Consider the following 25,238-nt stretch of genomic DNA (forward strand, 5'->3'; position numbering starts at 1 on the left):
CGCCAACCGGAGGATCAACCTCTGGGAGGGCGCGGTCTCCTCGGGGAAGACCATCGCCTCCCTGTGGGCCTGGCTGATGTTCGTGGAGCGCGCCTCCACCTCCGGCGAGCTGGTCATGATCGGTAAGACAAGGGACGCGGTGTACCGCAACGCCCTCCAGCCGCTCATGAACTACGAGATCTTCGAGGACCTCTCCCTCCAGGTCGACTACAACCCGGGAGCGCCCACCGCCCGAATCTTTGGACGCCTGGTGCACGTGATCGGTGCGAACGACGTCAAGAGCGAGAACAAGATCCGGGGAATGACTTGCGTCGGCGCATACGTTGATGAGGCCACGCTCCTCCCCGAGACCTTCTGGGACATGCTCCGGACCCGCATGAGGGCCCCCGGAGCCCGCATCTTCGCCACGACGAACCCTGATGCCCCGACCCACTGGCTACGGGAGAAGTTCATCGACGACCCGGAAGTCCGGCGGTCGATGAAGGTCTTCTCCTTCGAGCTGGACGACAACATCCACCTGACGGCGGACTACGTCGAAGAGACGAAGCGGATGTACTCCGGCCTGTTCTACAGGCGGTTCATCCTCGGCGAGTGGTGCGTGGCCGAGGGCGCGGTCTACAGCATGTTCGACCCGAACCGCCATGTCGTGGACATCGTCCCGGCGATCGAGCGGTGGATCACGCTGGGCGTCGACTACGGCACGGCAAATCCTCTGCATGCGGTCCTCGTGGGCCTGGGGACAGACGGCCGGCTCTACGTCACGAGCGAGTGGCGGTACGACGGCCGGGCATCGATGCACCAGCTCACGGACGCCGAATACTCCGAGCAGATCCGAGGATGGCTCTCCACGCTGAGGCCCCCGGGAGCTTTGACGACCGGTGTACATCCGGCGTTCGTCGTGGTGGACCCCAGCGCCGCGAGCTTCATCCAACAGCTCCACCGAGACCGGCTTACGCCTCACCCGGCCGACAACAGCGTCCTGGACGGCATCCGCACGGTCAGCTCCCTGCTGGCCACAGGACGGCTCCTGATCCACCGCTCGTGCACCGAACTGATCAAAGAGATCCAGAGCTACGCCTGGGACTCCAAGGCCGCCCTGCTGGCGAGGACAAGCCCCTCAAGCTCAACGACCACGGCGTGGACGCCCTGCGGTACGCGCTCCAGACCACCGAGTCCTTGTGGCGCTACCGGATCGAGGAGGTGGCCTGATGCCACTGCCGCAGAACAACATCGTCTGGCCGCCCACCGACCCGTGCGTGCAGACGGCCCTGGCCGACTGGGACGCCTGGTACTCCAGCGACCCCGACCGCCTCGAAGCCAGCTACACCGGCCGTGGCTACCGTGAAGCGATCGACCGACCGTCGCAGTACCGCGGCGGGGTCATGGGGAAGGTCGCCCGCTGGTTCTGGGGCAACCCCACTCCTGAGGGCGAGAAGCGCGACAAGCTCCACGTCCCCCTCGCCGGGGACATCGCCCGCACGTCCTCGGAGCTGCTCTTCGCCGAGCCCCCCAAGCTCCTCGCCGCCGAAGGCGCGAGCGATGCAACTCAGAGGGCCCTCGACAGCCTCATGGAGAACGGCCTTCAGCCCACGCTCCTGGAGGCCGGAGAGATCTGCGCCGCGCTCGGTGGCGCGTACCTCCGGGTCGTCTGGGACGACGACGCGTCCGACCGCCCTTGGATCGACACCGTGGCGGCCGACCGTGCCGTCCCCGAGTTCCGGTACGGCCGGCTCGTCGCCGTCACCTTCTGGACCGTTCTGGAGACCGAAGGCCGGAGCGACAACCGGGTGTTCCGGCACCTGGAACGCCACGAGAAGGGCCGGATCTATCACGGCTTGTACGAGGGCTCGGCGACGAGCCTCGGGGCCGTACGGCCGCTCGCTGACCATCCTCAGACCGCCCCGCTCGCCGCCGAGGTCGATGCGGAGGGCGGGCTCGACACGGGCGCCCCTGACCACCTCACCGCCGCGTATGTGCCTAACGTGCGCCCGGCGCGGGCCTGGAGGCACATCCCAAGCGCGGCGTACTGGGGGCAGAGCGACTTCCAGGGCATCGAGGGCCTCATGGACGCCCTCGACGAGACGTACAGCTCGTGGATGAGGGATATCCAGAACGGCAAGGGCCGCATAGTCGTGCCGCAATCGATGCTGGAGTCCTTCGGTCCTGGTCAGGGCGCCTCCTGGAACGAGGAACGTCGCATATACACCGGGCTGAACATGCTTGCGCATACCACCAGCCCGATCGAGGTCATCCAGTTCGAGATCCGGGTCGCCGAGCACCGCGACACGTGCCAGGCCCTGATGGAGCAGGCCGTACGACAGGCCGGATACTCCGCCGGCTCGTTCGGCGAGTCCGACGGGCAGCCCGTCACCGCGACCGAGGTGAAGGCCCGCAACAGACGCTCCCTGGGCACTGCGGGCCGGAAGGGCCTTTACTGGATGCCCGGCATCGCGGACATCAGCAATGCATACCTTGGGGTCCTGACCGGGTTCCGATTCCGCGTCTTCGGGCTCGACCTGGAGAAGCCCCAGGTGGAGCTTCAGGACGGCATCACCGAGGGCCCGACGGAGCTGGCCACCACCGCCGAGTTGCTGAACCGGGCAGAGGCGGCTTCCCGCGAGACGCTCGTGCGGATGCTCCACCCCGAATGGGACGACATCCGGGTGCGTCAGGAGGTCGACGCGATCCTTGACGAGGCCAGTCGCGGCGCCACTCCCGATCCGGCCCTCACCGGATCCGAAGAGGGCGCACCGAATGCTGGAAGCCCGCGCGAGCAGACCAGGGCCGCACGCTAGGCATCGTCGGCCGTCTGCTGGGGCTCCAGGATCTTGTCGAGTGTTTCCTGAACAGCTCGAAGTGCAGAACCTCGGATGCTGGCAGCGAGCGCCTCCAGGTTGGAGTCCTCACCCGTGCTCCCGTAGTTCATCGCGTACTCGGCCTCCTGAGTGGCCCAGTCGCGAGCGCGGCGAATGCGCTCCAACAGTTCCTTCGCGTCGATCTCATCAGCCATGAATCGATCCTATGTCTGCGCTTCGCCCATTGCTCGCCAATCGGACCATAACTACCTTCCGGCATCCGCCGCACGGCGACCGCCGGACAATCCCGCACGGGAGATCAACATGCAGGTCCCTTTCAAGCACCCGCTCGCGGCCCATGCGCCGGGAACAGTCCTCGGTCAGCGCCGTGACGGCTCGCCGATCTACCCCATCGCGGGTGGCAGCGGCGAGGGCGAAGGCGGCTCCGGATCTGGCGAGAACAGCGCCGGTGAGGGCAATCAGGGCGGCACCGGGGATGGCGGTACGTCTGGCAGCAACTCCGGTCAGCAGAGCGGCACCGAAGGTCAGGGCGGCACTGGTTCGGGCACCGAGCCCGACTGGAAGACCGAGTCCGGCAAGTGGGAGAAGCGCGCCAAGGACAACAGCGACGCCGCCGACGAGCTGGCCGCGCTCAAGGCGTCCCAGATGAACGACCAGGAGAAGGCCGTCGCCGAAGCCGAGAAGCGGGGCCGCACGGCCGCCGCCATCGAGCACGGCAAGGAACTCGCCGCCGCCCGCTTCGAAGCCGTCGCTACTCGCGCCGGAGTCGACCTGGGTGAGGCAGCCGAACTGATCGACACCGCGAGGTTCGTCGACAAGGACGGCAAAGTCGACGCCGCCGCCATCACGGCCGCCGTGAAGAAGCTCACCAAGCTCGCCCCCAAGGGCGCCGGGCGCTCTGGAGGGGACATGGGCGGCGGAGGCGGCTCCGGCGACCAGGCGGCCTCTCTCGACAAGCAGATCGAGGACGCCACGAAGTCCCGGAACTTCGCCGAAGTCGTCCGACTCAAGCGGCTCAAGTCCGCACAGACCACATGATCTAAGGAGGCACCATGGCCGGTATCACCGGAATGGGCACCACCTTCAACCTGCCCAACTACGCGGGCGAACTCTTCGCGATCACACCCGACGACACCCCGCTGCTGTCGGCCATCGGCGGACTCACCGGCGGCGGTCAGACGACGTCGACCGAGTTCGAGTGGTCCACGTACGACCTGCGCGACCCGGCGCAGCGCACCAAGGTGGAGGGCGCGACCGCGCCGACCGCCGAGGAGCGGGCACGCGGGAACGTGCGGAACGTGTGCCAGATCCACCAGGAGAAGGTCAGCGTCTCGTACACCAAGCAGGCCGCCGTGGGACAGATGGCGACCCCGCAGTCCGCGCCCTTCAACGGCGTGAACGGGTCGAACGCGGTCACCAACGAGCTGGACTGGCAGACCACCCAGGCCCTCAAGTCGATCGCGTTGGACGTGAACTATTCGTTCATCAACGGGTCGTACGTCAACCCGACGACGAACGCGACCGCGCGGCAGACCCGCGGCCTGCTCCAGGCGATCACCACGAACCGGATCGCGAAGGGCACTTCGGTGACCGGCGCGACCTCGGCGACGGACACGATCACCTCGACCGGTCACGGTCTGGTCGACGGCAACAAGATCGTCTTCACGGCGGTCGGTGCGGCGACGAACATCATCTCGGGCCGTACGTACTTCGTCGACCAGATCGACGCGAACACCTTCAAGGTGTCCACCACCAACGGTGGCAGCGCCCTCACGCTGGGCACCGCAACGGGCATCGCCTTCACCAAGCCGTGGTCGACGCCCCTGTCCGGCGATCACGTCAACGACCTGCTCCAGCTCGCCTACGACAATGGCGGCATCAGCGAGCAGTTCACCGGCACCCTGCTGTGCGGCAGCATCCAGAAGCGCGCGATCACCAAGGCGCTGGCCTCGCAGTACGGCCAGTACCAGGAGACCAGCCGGAACGTCGGCGGCGTCAACGTCACCACTGTCGTGACGGACTTCGGCACCCTCAACGTGATGATGGACCGGCACATGCCGCAGGACACCATCGCGGCGCTGTCGCTGGAGCAGTTGACTCCGGTCTTCCTGAACATCCCCGGCAAGGGCGTGTTCTTCGACGAGCCGCTCGCCAAGACCGGCGCCTCCGACGAGCGCCAGCTCTACGGCGAGATCGGCTTGAAGTACGGGCTGGAGCGCGCCCACGCCGTCATGACGGGTCTGGTGATCTGACGTGGCGATCTACCAGCGCGGAGCAGGCTCTCACGTGGCCGAGCGAGTCCAGCCGGAGCCGGGCAGTCCCGAGGAGAAGCACCTGGAGACACTGGTCGAGCAGGGTGCTGACGGTTGGCACCGCATCGACCACACCGAGCCCGTCCCTACTGAGCCGGCCAAGGCCACGCCCAAGAAGCAGTAGGAGGGGCCATGGCGTACGTGACGGAGGAGGAGTTCGCCGCGTTCCTGGACCCCGAGCCTCTGCCCGCCAACGCCCGTCGTCTGCTGGACACCGCTTCCGATCAGATCGACGAGCTGCTGGTGGGTGTGGTGTACGACACGGACGAGGACGGCGACCCCGTGGGGCTCATGCTCAGCAGGGTCTTCGCTAAGGCCGTGATCTACCAAGCGCAGTACCTCAAGGAGACGGGAGACGAGACGGGGGCCAACGCCAACGTCTCGTCCATGTCTCAGGGCGGCCTGAGCATCGCGCGTGCTCTGCACGGCTCCTCGGGACCCGGCAGGACCCCGAGGTACTCGGAGAACGCCATCGGCGTGCTGAGGACCGGAGGGCTCCTCTCCATCTATCCCCGTACACGCTGAGGGGGCGCCGTGGTACTCCTCTTCGCTCCGCACGCGGTCACGGTGGTGACGAAGCCGACGGGCGTGAACCCCCGGGGGTCGTCCGAGGCTGACTGGACCGGAGCCGAGCGGGTCACCGTCCAAGGCCAGGTGGAACCTGCTGCCTCCTCGGAGAACCGTGACGCTCGCGACCAGGTGGCCTCCACTTTTGTCGTGCGGCTCCCTCCCGGCACGGCGGTCAGCTTCAAGGACCGCCTGGAGTGGAACGGCATGACCCTGGAGGTCACCGGCGATCCGCTCCCCTGGTCGGGCCTCGCCCCTCTGGACCACATCCAGCTCACCGCGACACGCCTCCGGGGGTGATCGTGGAGTTCCAGCTCGACCAGGCGGCGATCGACGCCCTCTCGCGCGACCCGGCGGTCCGCAAGGCCGTCGTCGATCGTGCGGAGCAGGGACAGGACTTCGCCCGTTCGATCGCTCCGGTGGACACCGGGCGGTACCGGGACTCCATCCACGTCGTGGAGGAAGCCGACGGCGCGGAGATCGTGGCCGATGTCGACTACGCGGACGACCTGGAGTTCGGCACTCGGCACATGCCGGGCCAACACATCCTCGGCCGGACCCTGGACTCCCTGCGGAGCAGCGGTCAGCCCTGAGCATTCGAGAAGAGGAACACACATGTCTGTCCAGGTGAAGGTCTCCTTCCCGCACAAGGACTGGCAGGGAATCGCCCACGAGGTGGGCGAGGTCTACACCTGCTCCGAGCAGGAGGCCCAGACCCGCGTCAACGACGGCTTCGTCCGTCGCGTGGTGGGCATGACCCAGCCGGCCCCCGAGGGCGAGAGCAAGCCCCTGAAGACCGAGCAGTCCCGCAAGGCCGCCGAGGCGAAGGCTCCCGCGAAGTAGGAGGCGGCCATGGCCATCAGCATCACGGTCTTCCCCGACGCGGAGCTGATGGCGATGAACTTCCTGGCCGAGTACTTCGGTGAGGACGCCTTCGTCTGCTCCACGGCCCCGGACGCCGAGCACTTCGAGGAGCTGCTCCCGATCGTCCGGGTCTCCCGGATCGGCGGCGTCTGGCGCGTACGCAAGGCGCTGGACGAGCCCTCGATCGACGTGGACGTGTGGTCCACGGACGCCGCCCTCTCGCACTCCCTGGTCAACCGCGCTCGCGGGGCCCTGGAGGCCATGGTCGGCGATCAACGGGACGGCGGGCTGGTCACGTTCAGCTCCGAGATCTCCGGGCCCGGTAGACGCCCGGACGAGAACCCCAAGGTCTACCGCGTCGGCTTCACCGTCGGGCTCTGCGTACGCCCCGCGTGACCGGCCCTCTCCCGGGACTGACCCGGACCAACACCCTTCAAGGAGGGATCCTTCATGCCTGATCAAAATGGCGGCGTCCGGGTCGGATACGCGGGCAAGGCGTACATCGGCGCTGTCGGCGCTGTCGCTCCCACGACCCTGACCGCAGTGCCCGACGCGGAGGACTGGTTCGACCTCGGCAAGGTCACCGAGGACGGCCTCACCGAGGCCACCAACCAGGCGCGCTCGGAGTTCAAGGCGTGGGGATACGACTCCCCCGTCCGAACCCAGCTCACGTCCAAAACCACCACGTTCCAGCTCGCCTTCATGCAGTCGGACAACGCGCACGTCATCAGCCTGTTCCACTCGGTGCCGACCGACGACATGACGACCACCGGCACTGGGGACGCGGCGTACACCTCGTTCACCATCGGCCAGAACACGCAGCCCGACGTCCGGGCTCTGCTCCTGGACATCGTGGACGGCGGTATCGCCACGCGGATCATCGTGCCCCGGGTCGAGGTCACCGAGCGCGGCAACAAGGTCTACAAGGGGTCGGAGACGGTCAACTACCCGCTGACCTTCACCGCCCTGACCTCGTCTGACGGCACCTCCGTCCGCTACATGATGGGCGGCCTCGTCGTCCCGGCGTGAGCCGGCCCGTAGTCCCAGCACCAGACCCCTTCCGCTTCAGGAGCACAGCCATGACCGAGCGCGAGCCTCGCCACCGCGACGACGATTACGACGAGCCGGACTTCGACGAGGGGCGGGAAGAGGGTGACGACCTGGACTTCGACTTCACTCCGTCCGACCGTCTGAAGTCCGAAGTACTCCAGCAGTCCTTCCGCTTCCGGTACGAGGGCGACGTCTTCGAGATCCCGCACAAGTCCAAGTGGTCGACCAGGACCGCTCTCGCGCTGGACAGCGGCGACCTTGCCGCCTGGGCCCTGGGGGTCCTCGGTGATGAGGAGACCGCCCAGAACTTCCTGGACATCCCGACCGGCGACATGGACACGATCCTGGAGAAGGGCCTTCCCAAGGTCGGGGTGGAGCTGAAGAACCGGGGGGAACGGCGGCGCTCCTCGCGCACGTCGAGGAGCACTCAGAAGCGCTCGAATCGTCGCTGATCAGCGAGTACGGCTGGGGCGCACAGCTCGGGAAGATCTACACCGGTGAGATGTCCATGAGGCAGCTCCAGGTCCTGATGAACGGCCTGCCGTCCCACTCGATGTACAAGGCCAAGCTCCGAGGCATCACCGACGGCCAGCGCTGGGGAGACGACACATACCTCCTCGCCTTCATCGCCGACATGCTCCAGGCCCACTACGGGGTGGCCTACGTGGGCGTAACGAACAAGCAGCCGCCGAGCATGAACCCGTACCCGCGCCCGGAGTACGCCTCCTCCGCTGCGGCCGAGCGCGAGGACGCCAACGCCGAAGCGGAAGCCCTCCTCGAACTCTGGTCCAGCGGGGCTCTCGAAAGCCGCGATATCGACCAGACCGGCTGGATCGACGGAGCACCGGCAGACCACCGCGGCCTCCTGCCCAGCGGCATCGAACAGCTCCCGGGGACGGGAGGCACGACCACCACTGAGTAGGGGGCGGTCGTGTCGTCTGTCGGTTCCGTATCGCTGCGCGTCTCTCCCGACGTCAGCCGCTTCGGCCAGGAGCTGGCCGCCCGGCTGAGGGCGGAAGCCCGCTCATTCGCGGTCCCGATCGAGATCGACCGGGCATCGATCGCCAGCTATCGCGCTCAGGTGGCGACGCTGACGCGCCCGGTCGTCCTACCGGTTCAGATCCAGATCGACCGGGCGTCCATTGCGACGTACCGGGCCCAGGTGGCAAACCTCGTCCGTCCGCAGACGGCCGAAATCAACGTCAGCCTCCAGGGAGAGACGGCCGCTCGGGCCCGCTTGGACGCTCTCGCTCAGGACCGCACGAGCAACGTCCGGGTCGATGTCGACCGAGGAGCGGCCAGCACGATCAGCCGCCTCACCTCGGCGGCCGGCTCGGCCCTGGGCATGGTGGCGGGACTCGCCTCGAAGGTTGCGCTCCTCGGCTCCGCCGCTCCTGCGGTCGGAGCGGTCGTCAGCGCGGTTGCCGCCATCGCTCCTGCGGCTGCCCTCGCGCTCCCGGCGGTCGCCGCTGTCGGCTCGGTCATCGGCGCCATCAGAGTCGGCACCGCTGGGCTCTCTGACGCCCTCAGCCAGGCGTTCAACCCGACGACGCCAGAGGCGTACGCCGAGGCGATGGCCAAGCTCTCGCCTCATGCGAGGTCCTTGGTCAAAGGCGTGACGGCTCTCAAGCCCGCTTGGGACTCGTTGCGGCTCGGTGTGCAGGACCGCCTTCTCGGCGGCATAGGCAGTCGGCTGACGGACGTCGGCTCGCGCGTTCTCCCGATCCTTCGGGGCGGCCTTGAGGGCACGGCGGGCCTCCTGAACCGGGTTGCCAAGAACGCTCTGACCGCTGTCGACAACCTGGCCCGTACGGGCACGCTCAAGCAGATCTTCGACGGGGCCACCCAGTCCCTGTCTCCCCTGAGCCGTATCCCGGGCCAGTTGGTCACGGGGTTCGGACAGTTGGCCGTTGCCGCTCAGCCCGCCTTCCAGCGCCTCACCGAGGGCGCTGCCGGGGCGGTCGACGGCGTCTCGGCGAAGCTCACCAAGGCGTTCGAGTCGGGCGCTGCTGAGAAGGCGATCAACACCGCCGTCGATCTCCTTGGCGACCTCATGGAGGTCGGCGGGAATGTCCTGGACATCCTCGGCGACATCTTCATGGCCGGGGAGGACACCGGCGGCGGGACGATCGGAGTCCTCAAGACCATCACCGAGGAGATCTCGAAGATCACTTCGAGCCCCGAGGTACAGGGTGGCCTGAAGGCGCTGTTCTCCGTGATGGGGGTCATCGCCGTCACAGTGGCTCCCCTGCTCGGGACGGCCCTCAAGTTCGTCGGGCAGATCTTCCAGCAGCTCGGTCCCCCGATCGAGACGCTGGTGGTGGCCCTCGGGGCCGCCCTGAAGCCCGTCATCGACGCGCTGGGCCCGGTCCTGGTGATCCTCGCGGGGGTCCTCGGCAAGATCCTGGTCGCTGTCTCTCCCCTGATCGCGGTGATCGGGGAGCTGATCGCCATCGCGCTCAAGCCTCTCGGCCCGATCTTCGAGATCATCGGCGGGCTGATCGAGAAACTCGCCCCGGTCGTCGTCCTCCTGGCCGACGCCCTGGGTCAGATCCTGACGCCGATCCTGGAAGGGCTCGGGACGGTCCTGACGGAGCTGGTCACGCAGTACGCCGACCAGTTCCTGAAGCTCCTGAATCTGCTGCTCCCGGTCATCCCCGAGTTGATCCCGCCCCTCGTGGGCGTGGCCACGGCCATCGGGGACCTGCTGCTCGCCATCGCCCCGCTGCTTCCTCAGATCATGCTGCTGACCACGCAGTTGATCATTGCACTGCTCCCGGCGATCCTGCCCCTGCTTCCGCCGATCCTCCAGCTCGTGGAGCTGCTGGTCCGGCTGGCCTCCTGGGCGATCCAGAAGTTCGCCCTCCCGGCCATCCAGGACCTCGTCGACTACATCAAAGACATGGGGCGCAAGCTCCAGCCCTTCATCGACTCCGTCAAGCACGTCACGGAGTGGATCGCCGAGAAATTCCAGTGGCTGTACGACAGGCTGGTTGGCCGCTCGATCATCCCGGACCTGATCAAGAAGCTCCGCGACTGGTTCAACACCGGCAAGGCGTGGATCAAGGAGATCTGGAACGAGGTCTGGGAGAACACCATTGGCCGCGCCACGACTGGTGCGACCACGGTGGGCGACAAGGTGGCGGGCTTCTCCCGGGGCGTCCGCGACAGGTTCGGCGACGCCAAGCGCTGGGTCGGCGAGAAGTGGGACGGTCTGTGGTCCGGCGTCTCCGGGACGGCCACCTCGATGCGCAAGACGGTCGAGGGGAAGGTCCGGGACTTCAAGGACAACGTCATCGGCTTCTTCGCCAACGCGATCAGCGGGATCAGGACGGTCTGGAACAAGCTCCAGGACATCGCCAAGAAGCCCGTGAAGTTCATGATCCAGACGGTCTTCAACGACGGCATCGTCAAGGTCTGGAACAACACAGCCGCCAAGCTCCCGGGCATCGGGAAGATCAACGAGATGAAGCTCCCCAAGGGCTTCGCCTCGGGTGGCGTCCTCCCCGGCTACACACCAGGACGGGACGTCCACCGCTTCGTCTCACCCACCGGGGGCGTGCTCGACCTGTCGGGCGGCGAGGCGATCATGCGTCCCGAGGTCACTCAGGTCATGGGCCGCAGCGGAGTCGAGACCCTGAACGCCGCAGCTCGTCAGGGCGGCGTGCAGGGAGTCCGCTCGGTCCTCGCCGGAGGCATCCCCCACCAGGCGTTCTTCGGTGGAGGCATCTTCGGTGACGCCTGGGACGCTCTCACGGGCAACCCGGTGGCCGACAAGGTCAAGGACATCGTCGGCAAGGGAGTCGACTGGGCCCGAGGCGGTCTGGCCGATCTCGCCGAGAAGGCGCTCAAGGCCCTGCTCGGCACGCTGAGTGTCCCCTCTCTGAAGAACGCGAAGTGGACCGACGCGGTCAAGGCGATCCCCGTCACCCTGGCAGACAGGATCGTCGACTTCATCCGGGGCAAGGAGGCCGATTCCGGGGGTTCCGGCTCGTGGATGAAGCCCGTGAACGCGCCGTACGGGACCAGGTTCGGGGTCAGGGGCTCCATGTGGTCCTCGGGCCGACACACGGGCCTGGACTTCCCGGCTGCCGTAGGAACCGCCATCAAGTCCGTGGCGGCCGGGCGGGTCTCCTCGGTCGGTACAGGCGGGCCGTACGGAAACCACCTGACCGTGGACCACGGGGGCGGCCTCCAGTCGCTGTACGCGCACATGAGCCAGACCGTGGCCAAGGCCAAAGAGAATCTGGCGGCCGGCTCAGCGATCGGCAAGGTCGGAGCGACCGGCAACGTCACCGGCCCGCACCTCCACCTGGAGGCCCGGGTCAACGGCAAGTCGGTCGACCCGATGCCGTACCTCACGGGCGGCGGGTCAGTCTCGTACAAGCCGAGTGCCGGTGTCGCTCAGTGGTCCGGCGTGGTCCGGCAGGCGCTCGGCGAGGTCGGTCAGCCCCAGTCCTTGGTGAACACCACGCTGAGGCGGATGAACCAGGAGAGCGGCGGCAACCCCAAGGCCGTCAACCTGTGGGACTCCAACGCGGCGGCGGGGTATCCGTCCGTCGGTCTGATGCAGGTCATCCGGCCCACCTTCCAGGCATACGCCGGGAAGTACCGGAACAAGGGCCCGTTCATGTACGGGACCTCGATCGACCCGCTGGCCAACGTGTACAGCTCGATGAAGTACGCGCTGGCCGCGTACGGATCGCTATCCAAGGCGTACGACCGCCCCGGCGGATACGACAACGGCGGATGGCTCCCCACGGGCGTCTCCACCGTGGTCAACCAGACCGGGGAGCCGGAGGCGATCCTCAACCCGCAGCAGTGGCAGTCCATGGTCACGCTCGCCGAGCAGGCGAAGCGGGGCCACGCCGGAGGTCACAACATCACGGTGAACAACCCTCCGCAGCCCACGGCCGAGAAGCAGGTGGCGGATGTCCTGTACCGCATGGATCTCCTGGGGAGGTGAGCCGTGGCGCTGCTCGTCGGCGGCTCGAACAGCCTCCCCACCGGTCCCCGAGTACCGGACGTCCGGGCCACTTCGGTGTCCTGGACGTCCTCCTCGGGGCGGGTCACCTCCCTCTCGGACTTCGACGACCCGAACTCCGGCGTCTTCGTCATGCCGGGCGTGGCGGGTACCGGCTTGCCGGACTACACCTTCTACTCCGATCAGTCCCCGGCCTTCGACGGCACGGTGGTCCGAGGAGTTCGGGCGTCCCAGCGTCAGATCACGATCCCCCTGCACCTCTGGGGTCTGGACAGGCCCTCATGCCTGGCCCGGTACCGACGGCTCGTGCAGGACCTGAATCCCGCGTACGGGCCGGGCACGTTGACCTTTGCGGAGGACGACGGCTCGGCCCGGCACATCTCTGCGTACTACTCCGACGGCTTCCAGGGCCAGGAGGACGACGACAGGACGGGCCGTCACTGGATGACGGCGGTCCTGGTCTTCACCGCCCCGTCGCCCTTCTGGCTCGGCGAGGACAGAACCCTGACCTTCTCGGTGGGTGGCGGGGCCAGCACCTTCCTGCCGTTCATCCCTCTCCAGGTCCGCGACTCCCAGGTCCTCGGCGCGGTGAAGGTGATCAACCTCGGCGAGGTCGCCACCTACCCGGTGTGGACCATCAAGGGCCCGGCGACGGCCGCCACGATTTCGAACTCCACTACGGGCGAGAGCTTCACCCTCTCCCGGACGCTCTCCAGCTCGGACACGGCGGTCATCGACACCCGTGAAGGGGTCAAGGACGCCCGTCTGAACGGCTCGACCAACCTGTGGCCGAACCTCGGCTCATCGCCCGTCCTGTGGCCGCTCAGGCCCGGCAGCAACGACGTGGGGCTGACGGTCACGGGCACGAGCGGGGTCAGCTCGGTCCAGCTCTCGTACACCTCGCGTTACCTCACGGCGTTCTGAGGAGGTGGGCGTGAACGGCCCCCGCGACCTCCAGGTCTACGTCAGGAACGCCAGCCACCAGATCATCGGCCAGGTCGACGACTTCACTCAGGTCCACCTGGTCCTGCGCTACAACGCGGTGAGCAACTGGACCCTGGACATCTCGGCGACGTCCCGGAACGCCTCCCTGCTGTCCCCGGGCTCGAACCCGAACGGAGGGCTGGTTTTCAAGCTCTACGGGACCACGCTCCTGTCGGGCCCCGTCCACACCTTCGCTTACGCGGACAACGAGGACGGGACGGCGAAGCTCACGCTGGCCGGCCCGGACGATACGCAGTACCTCGCGAACGCCCTCGTCTATCCGGACCCTGCTCACGCGATCAACTCCCAGACCGCCTCGTACTACTCGGTCAGCACCTCCACGGCCTACACCGAGACCCTGATGAAGAACCTGGTGAACCTGAACCTGGGGCCGGGTGCCATCACGGAGCGCCGCAAGAGCGGCCTGACGGTGGAGACGTCGGCGAACCGGGGGAAGACCGGCCACTCCTTCAAGTACCGCTTCGAGACCGTCTTGGACGCCTTGGCGGAGATAGCCCGCGGTGCCCCCATCGGCTCCCCGCCGGGGTACCTCGGCTTCCGGGTACGGCAGAAGGACGCCTCCGCAGGGATCGAGTTCCAGGTCTTCGCGACCTCGGACCGCCGGACCACGGCGACGTTCTCCACGGGGCGCGACAACCTGATCTCCACCGCGTACCAGGCGCAGGCCCCCACGACGACATACGCGATCCTCGGCGCGGGCCGGGAGACGGTGGCCGGCTCCGACAACGCGGCCGTCGTGGCCAAGGCGCTGTTCGGGTACAGCCGTGTCGACACTCAACCCGTCTTCCCCGGCTACCGGGTGGAGGGGTTCGTGGACGTCGGGGAGATCGACCCTGCTGCCCCGGATGCTCAGGCCCAGCTCGACGAGAAGGGGCAGGACGCGCTGTACACCGGCGCGACCTCGATCTCGGTCGACATGAGGCCCCAGGACACGCCTCAGTTGACCTTCGGTAAGGACTTCTTCCTCGGCGATCAGGTCCAGGTCGTCGTGCCCTACACCCCTGCCGTGCAGGAGCAGGTTCGTGAGGTCGATCTGACCTTCAACGCGAGCGACGGCTTGACCACGGAGATCACCGTGGGCACCGAGGCCACCGTCTCGTACAAGACCCCCGGGTCCACCAAGCGGCTCAACACGATCGCCGACATGGTCAAGAAGCTCACCACCCGAAAGTGAGGTCGGCGTGGCCATCACCTCGTACCCCTTCAGCTCTTCACCGCTGGCCACCGAGGCCCAGTACGCGCTGACCGCCAGCCGCTGGGCGAACGACGGCGTCCACACCGACGACCTCACCAGCACCGCGCTGAAGGTCACCGCGAACGGTTCGAGCAGCCTGTCCATCGCGGCCGGTTCGGCGTTCGTGAACGGGGCGACCTTCGAGAACGACACGACGTACCCCATCGCGGTCACCTCGAACTCCGGTGGCGCCTCGGCCCGTAAGGACCTCGTGGTCCTGCGGTACGACGCGTCGGCGGACTCGATCACCCCCGTCTACAAGACGGGCGGTACGAGTGCTCCCGGCCTCACGAGCAGCCCTGGCACGGGCGTGGTGGAGATCCCCCTCGCGGAGACCACCGTGGGCGCCGGAGCCTCTGTCGTCGCCGCTGGGGCCGTCGTGGACCGTCGGTGGGGCTCGGGGCATCCGGTGGCCGTCGGGACTCCTGGAGCACGCCGCCCGTCCCGCAAGGGACAGATCCTGGTCGAGGGCAACGACATCCTCCTGGGAGACGGCGTCACCTGGCTGTACGTCGGCACCGCGAGCGCACCGTCCTGGAGTTCCTACACACCGATATGGACAGCAGGGGCCAGCACGATCAACTGGGGCTCCAGCTCACAGAACATCGGGCGGTACAAGGTCTTCGGCAAGACGTGCCACGTGACCATCCAGCTCATACCGGCGGGCAATCCTGGTGCGAACCCCGAACCGTTGAACGTGACACTGCCCGTGGCCGCTCAGGGGGCCACGCGGTCGTTGTTCTCGGTTCACCTGGAATCGGACTCGGCTCACGGCGAGGGAGCCCGGAACGGCATAGCCCTGATTCTGCCGTCGATGGGCACAGCCAAGATCTCCCGGATTCGGCTGAACACGCCATCGGGCACGACCAGCAACATGCTGACGAACTCCCCGATTGACTTCCGGACCGGCGACTTCTTGACGATCTCCGGCACCTACGAGATCGCCTGACCTCTGCTCGCCCGCGCGCCCCGAGGCCATGTGCCGTCGGGGTCTTTTCATGATCGAAAGGCAGGAACATGAGTCGTCACCTCTTCGGCCTTTCGGCCGCCGACCTGGCCATGGAGAAGGTCGGCGACGAAGTCCGGCTCCGCGCGGCAGCCGTCGGCACCGTATGGGACGCCCTCGTGGGCGGGAACCAGGTCACCGACCTGACCGATCTGAGCGGCACCCCGATCACTCAGGTCACCGCCGACACCGAAGCGGCCCTGGGCTTCTACGGCCCTGACGCCGTCAGCACGGTCTACGTCGACTTCGGGTACTCGCGGCGTTTCCTCATGATGGCCGTCGACCTGGGAGACCAGATCGACGGCCTCACGGTGAACAAGCTGGACCTCCTCGGCGGCACGATGCTGGGGCCGATCATCACCAGCGGTGCCCCCACCGTCTCCGGCGAGGCCGTGAACAAGGCGTACACGGACTTCCAGATCGCCTCCGGGGAACACGGCCACCCTCAACTCCTCGAAGGCGTACGCGGACGCACAGGCGGCTCTGAAGGTCTCCAAGACCGGCGACAGCATGTCGGGTCCGCTGAGCCTGCCCGGGAACCCCGTGAACGCTCTCCACGCCGCCACGAAGCAGTACGTGGACTCCGTGGCGGGCGGAGGCGGAGGAGCGATCTCCTCGGTCAACGGGCAGACGGGCGTGGTCGTCCTCATGGCTGCCAACGTCGGAGCCCTCGCCACCACAGCTCGCGGTGCCGTCAACGGAGTCGCCTCGCTCGACTCCGGGACCAAGGTCCCCACCGCGCAGATCCCCGATCTCACGAGCACCTACCTGGCCTTCGAGGACCAGTGGGGCAACCAGGCGGGCCCGGCCGACCAGGGCCTGATCTCGTGGTCCTTCGACCCGTCGGCCGCTGTGAACTCCTCGGCTCCCGTGGGCGGGTCGGTCTACCTGGTGAAGGTCTACCTCCGGAAGGCCGCCACGATCTCGAAGGTCGTCCTCCACACGGTGGCAGCCGGCTCAGGGCTCACGGCCAATCAGAACTTCGCCGGGGTCTACACCACCAGCGGCACCAGGGTGGGCGTCACGGCTTCCCAGAGCAGCTCGTGGACCACCACGAACAACACGCTGGCGATGACCCTCACGAGCCCGTACAGCGCCTCGGCCGGGGCCTACTACGTGGCGTTCGTGGCCAACGGCTCGGTGCGCCCCGGCTTCGTCTCGGGCTCGAACCTCGGCTCGGTCCGCACATCGGGCAACGCGAACCTCGCCTCCGGCGGCTACCGGTACTGCATCGGCGCCACCGGCCAGACCTCGCTGCCCACCAATCTCAGCATCGGCTCAGCCACCCCGGACGCGAACGCGTACTGGGTCGGCGTGGCCTGACCGAAGGGAGCAGCCCCATGGCGCTGCCCGCCAACTACTCCACGGTGCCCGTCTTCGGCCGGTACATCGACTTCGCCGGGGCCCCGGCCCAGGGCACAGTCACCTTCGAGCCGTCGCTGAAGTACGTGAAGGACCCCGGCGCGGACGTCCTGATCCTGTCGACCGCACTCGTGGCGACGCTGGACGGGACGGGTGCCTTCAGCATCGAGATCCCGGCCACGGATGACCCGGATGTCACGCCGAGCGGCTTCACCTGGAACGTCACCGAACACCTCAACGGCAGGACGTGGCGGACCTTCTCCATCTCGGTACCGCAGAGCACTCCGGCTCCCGGCATCGACCTGGTCGCGGTCGCCCCCGTTCTCCCTGCGGACCAGGTCTCGAATTTCGTCACGTCGGTGGACGGGCAGACCGGGGACGTGAATCTGGTGGGGCTCTATGCCCCGCTCGACGACGGCGGAAAGATCCCGCTGGACACCGTCCCGGAGATCGTCGGAGGAGTTCTCTCGGTCAACGGGGCCTCCGGCGTTCTCCTGATCGGTGCGGCCGACATAGGCGCGCTGCCGGTCTCCGGCGGCACCTTGTCCGGCCCTCTGACGCTGGCCGCCGATCCGACCGACCCGTTCCAGGCCGCCACCAAGGCGTACGTGGACGCAGCGGTCGATGGAGTCGACGTACCTGTGGCCTCGGTCAACGGCCAGGTCGGGGCGGTCAGCCTGACGGCCTCCGGCCTCGGGGCCCTCGTGGCCGCCTCGAACCTCTCGGATGTCACAACCCCGGGTACCGCCCGTACGAACCTCGGTCTCGGCGACTCCGCCACCAAGAACACAGGCACCTCAGCGGGCACCGTGGCGGCCGGAGACGACGGCCGGCTCACGGGAGCCGCACAGAAGAGTGCGAACCTCTCGGACCTGGCGAGCGCTTCGACGGCCCGGACGAACCTTGGCCTCGCTCCCTCGGCCACCGCGGCCTTCGGCAGCACAGCAGGCACGGTCGCAGCCGGGGACGACGCGAGGATCACTGGCGCAGCTCAGAAGGCGTCCAACCTCTCCGACCTCGGGAACATCCCCAGTGCTCGGGTCAACCTCGGTCTGGGCGGAGCGGCGGTCCTGAACGTCGGTACGGGGCCCGGGGACGTCTCTGCGGGCGACGGCCCGGCCTCCGTCATCGGGCTCCACGTCGCCGCGAGCGACCCGCACGGCGACCGCTCGTACGCCGACGGAAAGTTTCTCCCGCTCACCGGCGGCACAGTCACCGGAAGCTTGACGGTCACCGGCACGACCCAGAGCGCGACCGTTCAGGGGAGCACGACCTCCAGCGGGAACCTCACGCTCTCGACCACGTCCCACAGCACCAAGGGCAAGGTCCTGCTGGGGTCCGGCGGTATCCAGTACGACGAGACCGCGAACGGTCTGACCATCAACACGACCACGGCCGAGACGAACGGGATCCGCCTGCGCGGCGGAGACGTCTTCGTCGAGTCCACGAGCATCGTCGACCCGACTCACCTTCGGCTCTCCAACGAGGGAATCTCCTTCGAGGGCGAACCGGGGTCGGTCTCCAATCTCACGAGCATCGGCGTGCCCTCAGCAGGTCTCGTCATCAACGGCAACGTCCAGGTGAACGGCGCCTTCTCCGCGAGCGGGGCGGGCAGCAGCAGGACCGTCCGGAAGACGGCCGACCAGTCGGTCACGTCCTCCACCACGCTGGTCAACGACTCCCATCTGATTCTTCCCGTTGCGGCAAACGCCACGTACACCCTGTTCCTGATGTGCGTGTTCTCCGGCGGCACCACGGGCGACATCAAGTTCTCGTGGAGCGTGCCGAGCGGCACCGTCCTGCGTTGGGTCGATCAGACGGGGGCATCAGGCCTCGCCGCTGACCTGGACGTCTACTCGGCTCCCGGCGGCACGACTCAGGTCGGCTTCCAGATCTGGGCCACGGTGGTCACCTCCGGGACGGCGGGCACCATCCAGTTCCGCTGGGCCCAGAACGCCTCCGACGCCACGGCCACCATCGTGCGGGCCAACTCGCACCTGTGCCTGGACCGCGTGGCCTAGCTGAACCTGATGTTCGCCACTCACCAGGTGCGAAAACTCGCCTCCTGTGGCACCCGGCGCCATCTATGGTCCTGACATGGCCAAGGTGTGTGTCTTCTGCGGGGGGACTCCGCTGACCAAAGAGCACGTCCTCCCGCGCTGGCTGAAGGTGGCGCTAGATCCGTCCGTCCGTAGGTTCAGATACATCCGGCTGAGTGGCGGGGGCTTCCAGCGGCACGATGCTCCGCCTCTGAACGATCAGGTCAAGGTGGTCTGCTCGGGTTGCAACAGCGGCTGGATGAACCAGCTTGAGGAAGGTGTCAGGCATTTTCTGCCTGCCCTGATCCAAGGCAAACCCTGCGTTCTCGACGCTCGGGCCCAGCGGGCGCTGGCCGCCTGGGCGCTGAAGACGCTGCTCATGTTCCAGTACACGCATCGCCCCGAGGTGCGCGCTGTCATCCCAGCAGGAGACTTCGCCGCGCTCCACACCCGTCGTCAGCCAACAGAGTCCATGCTCGGGCGTCTTGGGTTCATGAACTACCCGCCAGACGACTCAGAACCGCTGGTGGACACACTGTGTCAGGGGTACGGCACCACGGAACTGGGAGGCGTCGCCTGGATAGGCACCTTGAAGATCGGCTGCATGGTGGTGCAGATAATCCGCGCCCCCGATGTGGCCGACGGATACAAACTGACCCCCTTCGAGGCTCTGCCCTCACTGCGCCCCATGTGGCCTCCGGAGGGCCCCATCAAGTGGCCGCTCGTAGCTGCGATCCCGCCGGAGCTGATGACCGCCCTGGCGCTGCCCGAAAGTCTCGACCTCAACACCATGCCCGGATAGGTGAAATCGATCGCCCCGTGATCCGAGCGCCGTTACCGTCCCCTTCATGGATGATTCCCTCTCCTTCGAGAGCTTCTTTGAGGGCGCGAAGAAGGCAGCCCATAGGGCAATGGATGATCACGGCCGCTCAGAGCACGACGAGTTCGCACTCCACGCCGGTGTCGCGGTCGAGAAGCTCGCTAAGGCGGTTCTGGTATCCAAGAACCCCCTCTACATCGCAGAGATACGCAATGCGGACATGATGTTGTACCTCGGCAACCATCTCCAGTTGCCCGCCGAAAAGGTCCGCACCGCCGGGGCCAAGGAGGCCATCGCGCGCCTGCGGAGGATCGGTGTGCTTCCCCAGCAGGATCCTCAGCTTGACCTGCTGATCGAGATGCGTAATGGCGCGGCCCACGCAACGCCTGACAGCACCTTGGCCAAGGGGATGATCTCCCCCCTAGCCCGGACTATCGAGACAATGCTTGGCGATCTCGGCACACCACTGGCCGGGTTCTGGGAGCGTTGGACGAAGGCCGTCCAGGACGCAGTGAACGAGCAGGAGGACCAGGTCTTCCGCGACGTGCACCTCCGTATCGCCCAGGCCCGGCACGCGTTCGAGGACAGGTTCATAGGCCTCCCCCCGGAAATTAAGGAGCAGCTCCTGAAGTCGCCTCAGCCTCGGGCAGAAGAGCACTGGATCCGGGAGTTGCAGATCAGGGACCACGGCGTCGTTGTCCTCAAGTCCGCGAGCGGCACCTGTCCCGCCTGCGGCGGGGAGGGTCTCCTGGCATTCGAACCAGTTGCGTTTACGCCTGGTGCAACGACATTCAAGGCAACTGGCTTCGGCTGCTACCTGTGCTCCTTCGAGGTGAGCGGTTCAGACGAGCTGACGGTGTTGCGCGAGGCCCACGTCCCCGACCTCATGAACTCTATGACCGTCACTCACGGCCGGACCTCGCCCCCGGAAGATCTAGCAATGGGCGAGCCCCAGGCAGGCTGATCCACATCTCGAAGGCCCCGGCGCTACAGCCGGGGCCTTCGCATGTCTAGACCCGCGCCGGATCTTCCTGCGCACACTCACGCAAGGAGGTCCCCTTGGCCCACAACATGCTCTGGGCCATAGCCGCCGCTGAAGGCGCAGGCGCAGGACCTGACATCGGCAAGATGATCGGCCAGCTCCTCCAGTACGGCGTGGTCGGCCTGATCGTGGTCCTGCTGATCCTCGGCGTGCTCGTACCGAAGTGGGCGATGAACAACCTCATCGCCGACAAGGACGGATGGCGGGCGGCCTACGAGACCGAACGGGACGCGCACCAGGCCACTCGGCAACAGCTCGCAGCCGCCCAGGCCAGCGCCGAGGTCGCCACCGAACAGGGGCAGGCCATGGTCCGTCTCCTCGAAGAGTTCGGACACCGGCCCCAGACCGCCCCCAGGAGTGCCTGATGTGGCCCTTCACCCGACGTAGTCACGAGTCTCCCGAGTCAGAGACCGCGAAGAGGGCCGCCGAGAAGTCCCTCCACGAGGCACAGTCCCGGAGCCCCGAGTCCGAGGCGCAGTTCCACGAGAGCCGCCGGGTGAAGGAGCAGCTCAAGGCCCACAACAGGGCCAACGCCTACAGCGACTTCATCGAGGGCATCGTCCTCGGCCGGCTCAACGACAGCCGTTCGTAAGGAGGCCCCGTGCTCTACACCGTCACCCTGTACGCCCTGCTGATCACCGGCCTGGCCGCCTCGATCGGCTTCCTGGCCATGCACCGGCCCCGGCGCTTCTTCCGCAAGGTCGAGATCAACGCCTCGTGGTGGGTCATCATCGTGGGCCTCTGGTACGCGCGCTCCCTCGTGCTCCTGGGGATCCGCGGCGCCCGGCCAGAGCACGCGTGGTGGGACATCCTGCTGTCCCTCGGCCTGCTCGCCGCGATAGACGCGCTTCTCCTGGTCCGCTTCTTCTCCTACCTCCGGTACCTGCGAGACCACCCCAAGGATCCGTCCACGACCATCTGAACCGCCTCTCCTCGCCCCTCGACCATCGGTCGCAGGGGGCTTTCTCATGCCCGCTCACGCCCATGGAGACCACCGTGTCCGACCTCTGGATGCCCGGTGCCGAGAGATTCTCGATCGGCAACACCGCCCCCACCGACGGGGGCCCCGCAAAGGTCATCGCCCACATCACCTGGGACCGGAACGCCACCAAGGCGAAGCCCCAGGACCTGGTGCCCTACGCCAATCTCCGCTCGTACTTCGGGGACAACGTCTCCGGCCGGGCCGTCGCTCCCCACCTGCTGTGGGATCCGTTCACCGGCAAGGTCGTCCAGTTCTTCCCCGCGAACTCCCGCTCCCTGTCCTTGTCGGACCGCGCCGGGGGCACCCGGACCAACCGGGCCGGCTCGGTCGTGATTCAGGTGGAGGCGCTCTTCTTCCCCTGGTGTCGCGTGAAGGGCAAGGCTTACGAGTCCCTCGTGGACACGCCCTGCAAGGGCTGGGACGAGCTGCACGACTGGGTGGCGTCCTGGGGCGTCGCCAGCTCCTGGCCGATGGGGAAGCCCGCGGGCTTCGTCTCGAAGCGGGACGAGCAGATCTGGCGGACGCGGAGCGGCTGGTATGGGCACAGTCAGGTCCCGGAGAACGACCACACGGACCCCGGCACCTGGGCTGATTTCACCGTCAACACGGTGAAGCCTGCATTGGTCCCCCTCCCGGGCACGTCCTTCTTCATGAACGGCTCGAAGCCCGCCCTGGGCAAGTCCAGCTCGATCTTCACCGCCATGGGCCAGCGGCTCGTGGCGGAGGGCTGCGGCCTCTACAAGGAGGGGCCCGGCCCGAAGCTGGGTCAGGCCGACATCGACTCGTACGAGAAGTTCCAGCGGAAGCTGGGGTACACCGGCTCAGCCGCCAAGTGGCCTCCCGGACCGGCCTCCTGGTCGGAACTTCAGGTGCCTTGGTCCTGATCCCTCCCAACGAAGCGCCCCCTCCCGGCAACAGTCGGGAGGGGGCGCTTCGTGCGTCTAGCCGCCGTTCTTGCTCTCCAGCCACTCCGTGTAGTTGTACGAAGCGCTGCTGCCCTGCTTGCCGGGCGAGATCCTCAGATACGCCATTGACGTCGGGTGACCTCGGTTGAGGTGCGCCTCGGTCAGGACATAGGGCTGTCCGCCGATACGGAAGCCGATACTGCCGTCGGGAAAGGCTGAGACGTGGATCTCCCGGCCATCGGGAAGCCTGATCGGATCGGCCCTGAAGTGCGGCTCGTGGGACTGACCGGCCATACAGACCTCCGGGTCATACTGCTCAATTCGGAGAACCCAGAATAGCTGGAACGCCCCTATACGAGGGGCAGTTCAGCGAGCATCACCGCGTAGACCGGGGAGTCCGGAAAGGGCTGCCGCTCCCCCACCTTGCGGAAGCCCCAGTCCTCGTACAGAGCCTGTACGCGAGGGTGCTTGACGTCCACCAAGAGGACGGCGAGGTCCTCGGGCCGCTCCTCCAGGAGCGCACGTGAGAGAGCGTCCGCCACTCCCTGCTTCCGCTTCTCAGGGTGAACAGCCAGCTCCGAGTAGGAGAAGGTCCGGGACTTCTCCGGCGGGGTCTCCAGGCTTTCGCGCCACCACTCGCGGCCTTCGACTGCGGGCGCTCCGTAGGCGAAGCCCACCGCGTCGTCGCCGTCGTACGCGATCACGCAGGCGAAGTCCGCGTTGCCGCCCCAGTGGTCCACGAACCACGGGAACTTCTTCTTGAAGTCGTCGTCCCGGTCGGGCCCAGCCGCTGCTGCGTGCAGGTCGATGATGGTCTGCCGGATCTGCGGCAGGTCCTCATGCCCGAAGTGGCGGATCTCCAGCTCAGCGGCGCTCACAGTCGGCTCCATTCGGTTCGGTAGCGGTCGCCCCACTCTCGGGCGATCGAGGCATCAGGCGCAAGAGTGATCAAGTCCCGGTAGTAGTCGCCGAGCAGGGACCGCATGCGCCCTGGGATCGGGTGCCCCGACATCAACGTGAACACCGTGGCGGCCGTGGAGCACGCCTGATCGATATCGCGCTGGTGAAGCTGGGCCAACGCGAGCCGTGCGGTGGCCAAAGCCCGGTTCCTCTTGAACTGCTTCGGGATGGTCCCCAGTGCCTGGTGCGAAGCGGCCTCGGACTCGGCGGCGTCCCCGATCCGGTCCCGGACGATGGCGGTCATGGCCATCAGCTCAGCCGGCCCGTAGAAGGCGATCCACGACGGCAGGGGCTCTCCTCCCTCGGCCTTCCCCAGGGCCTCCTGGGCGTGTCCCAGAGAGCGCAGAGCGGCTTGGCGGTCCCCGAGGTTGGAGTGGCCGATGGCCGTGCGGGCGTGAGCGAGGGAGGCGAAGAACGGAAGTCGCCGGGCGATGGTCGTCCCCTGGGCCGCATAAGCCGCGTCGACAGCCTCTGCGTACTCATCCCGGTGGTGGGCGAGCATCGCGTACGAGTTCCACACCCTCATCTCGGCGACAGGGTCCTTGGCCATACCGGCCAAATAGAGGGCTCGTCCGAGAAGCTGAGAGGCACGGTCCATCTGCCGGGCATCGATAGCGCTCCAGGCCGCCGTGGCGGTGTAGTCGGCGGCGACGGAGAAGAGCCTCTGCCTGATGCGTTGGGTGGCCCCGAGCTTCTGCTTCTCCAGAGCGTCGGCAGCTCCGGCCAACGCAGCTCGCTCTAAGTCCTCGTGGCCGCCTCGGCTGCGGTCCAGCTCCATCAGGGCATCCAAGCCCGAGCGCAGCCGAATGACGTCGGAGGTGCCCACCTGCGGCCGAGCGCCGACGAAGGGGACCACGGCGGCGACTGCACCGGTGGAAGAGGTGAGGAAGTTCCTGCGGTCCACAGGGTCCTCCGGAGGGTTCGAGGAGCGTCGTCTTCTCGCCGGTGGGCTGAAGCCCAAGTCCCCGGCGGTACGGCCGAATACTGCCTCTAACGCCTCGCGCTGCCGGGGGTGGGGCCACCGCGTCTTACCGGTTACCCAGTTGCGGACGGTTCGGTCGCTGACCGTGCCCTCGTACCCGGAGCAGATGAGCCGGACGTTCACCGCGTCGGCTAACTCGACCTGCGTCAGGCCCTGCTCCTGCATCGCACTGCTGAGGCTCTCGTTCCCCTCCACGTGACCACGGTAGTGACCAAGCCCCATCGATAGAGGTGTTCCCGCAGAAATTTCCGGTCAGGCCCGATGCACAGCGGGCGGACTTTTCCTCCTCCGCTCAGACCGGGCGTCGT

30 protein-coding genes are annotated in these 25,238 nt (G+C 67.2%); 25 read left to right on the forward strand and 5 right to left on the reverse strand.

The window, feature by feature from the left end:
• The first annotated feature begins 76 nt into the window (after window positions 1-76).
• Window positions 77-1,345: a PBSX family phage terminase large subunit gene (locus tag IF17_RS01000000136200; protein ID WP_342342154.1), complete on the forward strand. Its 1,269-nt coding sequence runs from the start codon at window positions 77-79 to the stop codon at window positions 1,343-1,345.
• On the forward strand, window positions 1,257-2,795 hold the full coding sequence (locus IF17_RS0107760; RefSeq protein ID WP_342342158.1) for a phage portal protein: 1,539 nt from the start codon (window positions 1,257-1,259) through the stop codon (window positions 2,793-2,795). Before IF17_RS01000000136200 ends, IF17_RS0107760 begins: the two co-directional genes overlap by 89 nt.
• Here IF17_RS0107760 and IF17_RS0107765 read toward each other — a convergent pair.
• Window positions 2,792-3,010 carry a hypothetical protein gene (locus IF17_RS0107765; RefSeq protein WP_030563516.1) on the reverse strand — a complete coding sequence of 73 codons (219 nt, stop codon included), beginning with the start codon at window positions 3,008-3,010 and terminating at the stop codon, window positions 2,792-2,794. The two genes, IF17_RS0107760 and IF17_RS0107765, sit on opposite strands and share 4 nt — an antisense overlap.
• 109 nt (window positions 3,011-3,119) lie before the next feature.
• Here IF17_RS0107765 and IF17_RS1000000137075 point away from each other — a divergent pair, with 109 nt between their 5' ends.
• From IF17_RS1000000137075 to IF17_RS0107840, 15 genes are read left to right on the forward strand one after another with little or no spacing between them, the layout of a single operon-like run.
• The gene (locus IF17_RS1000000137075; protein WP_030563518.1) at window positions 3,120-3,854 is read left to right on the forward strand and encodes a hypothetical protein; all 735 of its coding nucleotides are present in this window, start codon (window positions 3,120-3,122) and stop codon (window positions 3,852-3,854) included.
• A gap of 14 nt (window positions 3,855-3,868) precedes the next feature.
• On the forward strand, window positions 3,869-5,068 hold the full coding sequence (locus IF17_RS0107775) for an SU10 major capsid protein (protein ID WP_030563520.1): 1,200 nt from the start codon (window positions 3,869-3,871) through the stop codon (window positions 5,066-5,068).
• Window positions 5,069-5,102: 34 nt separating this feature from the next.
• Window positions 5,103-5,252: a hypothetical protein gene (locus IF17_RS1000000138915; RefSeq protein WP_157851135.1), complete on the forward strand. Its 150-nt coding sequence runs from the start codon at window positions 5,103-5,105 to the stop codon at window positions 5,250-5,252.
• A gap of 8 nt (window positions 5,253-5,260) precedes the next feature.
• Complete coding sequence (locus tag IF17_RS01000000136210; RefSeq protein WP_032771794.1) at window positions 5,261-5,653, forward strand: hypothetical protein; 393 nt, start codon at window positions 5,261-5,263, stop codon at window positions 5,651-5,653.
• A 9-nt stretch (window positions 5,654-5,662) separates the two neighbouring features.
• The gene (locus IF17_RS1000000138920) at window positions 5,663-5,995 is read left to right on the forward strand and encodes a hypothetical protein (RefSeq protein WP_030563524.1); all 333 of its coding nucleotides are present in this window, start codon (window positions 5,663-5,665) and stop codon (window positions 5,993-5,995) included.
• Window positions 5,992-6,288, forward strand: coding sequence for an HK97 gp10 family phage protein (locus IF17_RS0107795; RefSeq protein WP_051883920.1), 297 nt, complete (start codon window positions 5,992-5,994; stop codon window positions 6,286-6,288). Before IF17_RS1000000138920 ends, IF17_RS0107795 begins: the two co-directional genes overlap by 4 nt.
• Before the next feature lie 22 nt (window positions 6,289-6,310).
• Window positions 6,311-6,538: a hypothetical protein gene (locus tag IF17_RS0107800; RefSeq protein ID WP_030563529.1), complete on the forward strand. Its 228-nt coding sequence runs from the start codon at window positions 6,311-6,313 to the stop codon at window positions 6,536-6,538.
• A 9-nt stretch (window positions 6,539-6,547) separates the two neighbouring features.
• Window positions 6,548-6,955 (forward strand): phage tail termination protein, encoded by a 408-nt coding sequence (locus tag IF17_RS0107805; protein WP_030563531.1) that lies wholly within the window; start codon window positions 6,548-6,550, stop codon window positions 6,953-6,955.
• Between the two features lie 54 nt (window positions 6,956-7,009).
• Window positions 7,010-7,588 (forward strand): phage tail tube protein, encoded by a 579-nt coding sequence (locus IF17_RS0107810; protein ID WP_030563533.1) that lies wholly within the window; start codon window positions 7,010-7,012, stop codon window positions 7,586-7,588.
• Between the two features lie 50 nt (window positions 7,589-7,638).
• Window positions 7,639-8,061: a hypothetical protein gene (locus IF17_RS0107815; protein ID WP_030563535.1), complete on the forward strand. Its 423-nt coding sequence runs from the start codon at window positions 7,639-7,641 to the stop codon at window positions 8,059-8,061.
• A 50-nt stretch (window positions 8,062-8,111) separates the two neighbouring features.
• Window positions 8,112-8,531, forward strand: coding sequence for a hypothetical protein (locus IF17_RS0107820; RefSeq protein WP_030563537.1), 420 nt, complete (start codon window positions 8,112-8,114; stop codon window positions 8,529-8,531).
• Between the two features lie 9 nt (window positions 8,532-8,540).
• Window positions 8,541-12,575, forward strand: coding sequence for a peptidoglycan DD-metalloendopeptidase family protein (locus IF17_RS0107825; protein ID WP_051883921.1), 4,035 nt, complete (start codon window positions 8,541-8,543; stop codon window positions 12,573-12,575).
• Between the two features lie 3 nt (window positions 12,576-12,578).
• Window positions 12,579-13,517, forward strand: a complete 939-nt coding sequence (locus tag IF17_RS0107830) for a phage distal tail protein (RefSeq protein WP_051883922.1) — start codon at window positions 12,579-12,581, stop codon at window positions 13,515-13,517.
• A gap of 10 nt (window positions 13,518-13,527) precedes the next feature.
• The gene (locus IF17_RS0107835; protein WP_030563543.1) at window positions 13,528-14,772 is read left to right on the forward strand and encodes a Gp37-like protein; all 1,245 of its coding nucleotides are present in this window, start codon (window positions 13,528-13,530) and stop codon (window positions 14,770-14,772) included.
• 7 nt (window positions 14,773-14,779) lie between these two features.
• Complete coding sequence (locus tag IF17_RS0107840) at window positions 14,780-15,781, forward strand: hypothetical protein (protein WP_030563545.1); 1,002 nt, start codon at window positions 14,780-14,782, stop codon at window positions 15,779-15,781.
• 47 nt (window positions 15,782-15,828) lie between these two features.
• Here IF17_RS0107840 and IF17_RS0107845 read toward each other — a convergent pair whose 3' ends face one another.
• Window positions 15,829-16,488, reverse strand: coding sequence for a hypothetical protein (locus tag IF17_RS0107845; protein ID WP_209437748.1), 660 nt, complete (start codon window positions 16,486-16,488; stop codon window positions 15,829-15,831).
• Between IF17_RS0107845 and IF17_RS0107850 the strand changes: the two genes are divergently transcribed.
• The 8 genes from IF17_RS0107850 (at window position 16,487) to IF17_RS0107885 (ending at window position 22,967) form a co-directional block, all read left to right on the forward strand.
• Complete coding sequence (locus tag IF17_RS0107850) at window positions 16,487-17,161, forward strand: hypothetical protein (RefSeq protein WP_209437749.1); 675 nt, start codon at window positions 16,487-16,489, stop codon at window positions 17,159-17,161. The genes IF17_RS0107845 and IF17_RS0107850 overlap by 2 nt on opposite strands.
• Window positions 17,162-17,178: 17 nt before the next feature.
• The gene (locus tag IF17_RS1000000137080; RefSeq protein WP_030563550.1) at window positions 17,179-19,221 is read left to right on the forward strand and encodes a hypothetical protein; all 2,043 of its coding nucleotides are present in this window, start codon (window positions 17,179-17,181) and stop codon (window positions 19,219-19,221) included.
• A gap of 76 nt (window positions 19,222-19,297) precedes the next feature.
• Window positions 19,298-20,041 carry a hypothetical protein gene (locus tag IF17_RS0107860; protein WP_030563552.1) on the forward strand — a complete coding sequence of 248 codons (744 nt, stop codon included), beginning with the start codon at window positions 19,298-19,300 and terminating at the stop codon, window positions 20,039-20,041.
• 46 nt (window positions 20,042-20,087) lie between these two features.
• A complete protein-coding gene (locus IF17_RS0107865) occupies window positions 20,088-21,023 on the forward strand; it encodes a hypothetical protein (RefSeq protein WP_030563554.1) in 936 nt (311 codons plus the stop codon).
• A 95-nt stretch (window positions 21,024-21,118) separates the two neighbouring features.
• The gene (locus IF17_RS0107870) at window positions 21,119-21,466 is read left to right on the forward strand and encodes a hypothetical protein (RefSeq protein ID WP_030563556.1); all 348 of its coding nucleotides are present in this window, start codon (window positions 21,119-21,121) and stop codon (window positions 21,464-21,466) included.
• Window positions 21,466-21,693 (forward strand): DUF7620 family protein, encoded by a 228-nt coding sequence (locus tag IF17_RS0107875; RefSeq protein ID WP_030563557.1) that lies wholly within the window; start codon window positions 21,466-21,468, stop codon window positions 21,691-21,693. Before IF17_RS0107870 ends, IF17_RS0107875 begins: the two co-directional genes overlap by 1 nt.
• Window positions 21,694-21,702: 9 nt before the next feature.
• Window positions 21,703-22,023: a hypothetical protein gene (locus tag IF17_RS0107880; protein ID WP_030563559.1), complete on the forward strand. Its 321-nt coding sequence runs from the start codon at window positions 21,703-21,705 to the stop codon at window positions 22,021-22,023.
• A gap of 62 nt (window positions 22,024-22,085) precedes the next feature.
• Window positions 22,086-22,967: a peptidoglycan-binding protein gene (locus IF17_RS0107885; RefSeq protein WP_209437750.1), complete on the forward strand. Its 882-nt coding sequence runs from the start codon at window positions 22,086-22,088 to the stop codon at window positions 22,965-22,967.
• Window positions 22,968-23,024: 57 nt separating this feature from the next.
• Here IF17_RS0107885 and IF17_RS0107890 read toward each other — a convergent pair whose 3' ends face one another.
• From IF17_RS0107890 to IF17_RS0107900, 3 genes are read right to left on the reverse strand one after another with little or no spacing between them, the layout of a single operon-like run.
• Complete coding sequence (locus tag IF17_RS0107890; RefSeq protein ID WP_030563563.1) at window positions 23,025-23,282, reverse strand: hypothetical protein; 258 nt, start codon at window positions 23,280-23,282, stop codon at window positions 23,025-23,027.
• A 56-nt stretch (window positions 23,283-23,338) separates the two neighbouring features.
• Entirely contained in the window at window positions 23,339-23,866 is a 528-nt protein-coding gene (locus tag IF17_RS0107895; protein WP_244890437.1) for a GNAT family N-acetyltransferase, read from the reverse strand.
• Entirely contained in the window at window positions 23,863-25,125 is a 1,263-nt protein-coding gene (locus IF17_RS0107900) for a helix-turn-helix domain-containing protein (protein ID WP_030563567.1), read from the reverse strand. Before IF17_RS0107900 ends, IF17_RS0107895 begins: the two co-directional genes overlap by 4 nt.
• Window positions 25,126-25,238: the final 113 nt, after the last annotated feature.

Origin of the sequence: Streptomyces cyaneofuscatus, assembly GCF_000718135.1 — a bacterium.
Classification (GTDB): Bacteria; Actinomycetota; Actinomycetes; order Streptomycetales; family Streptomycetaceae; genus Streptomyces; species Streptomyces cyaneofuscatus.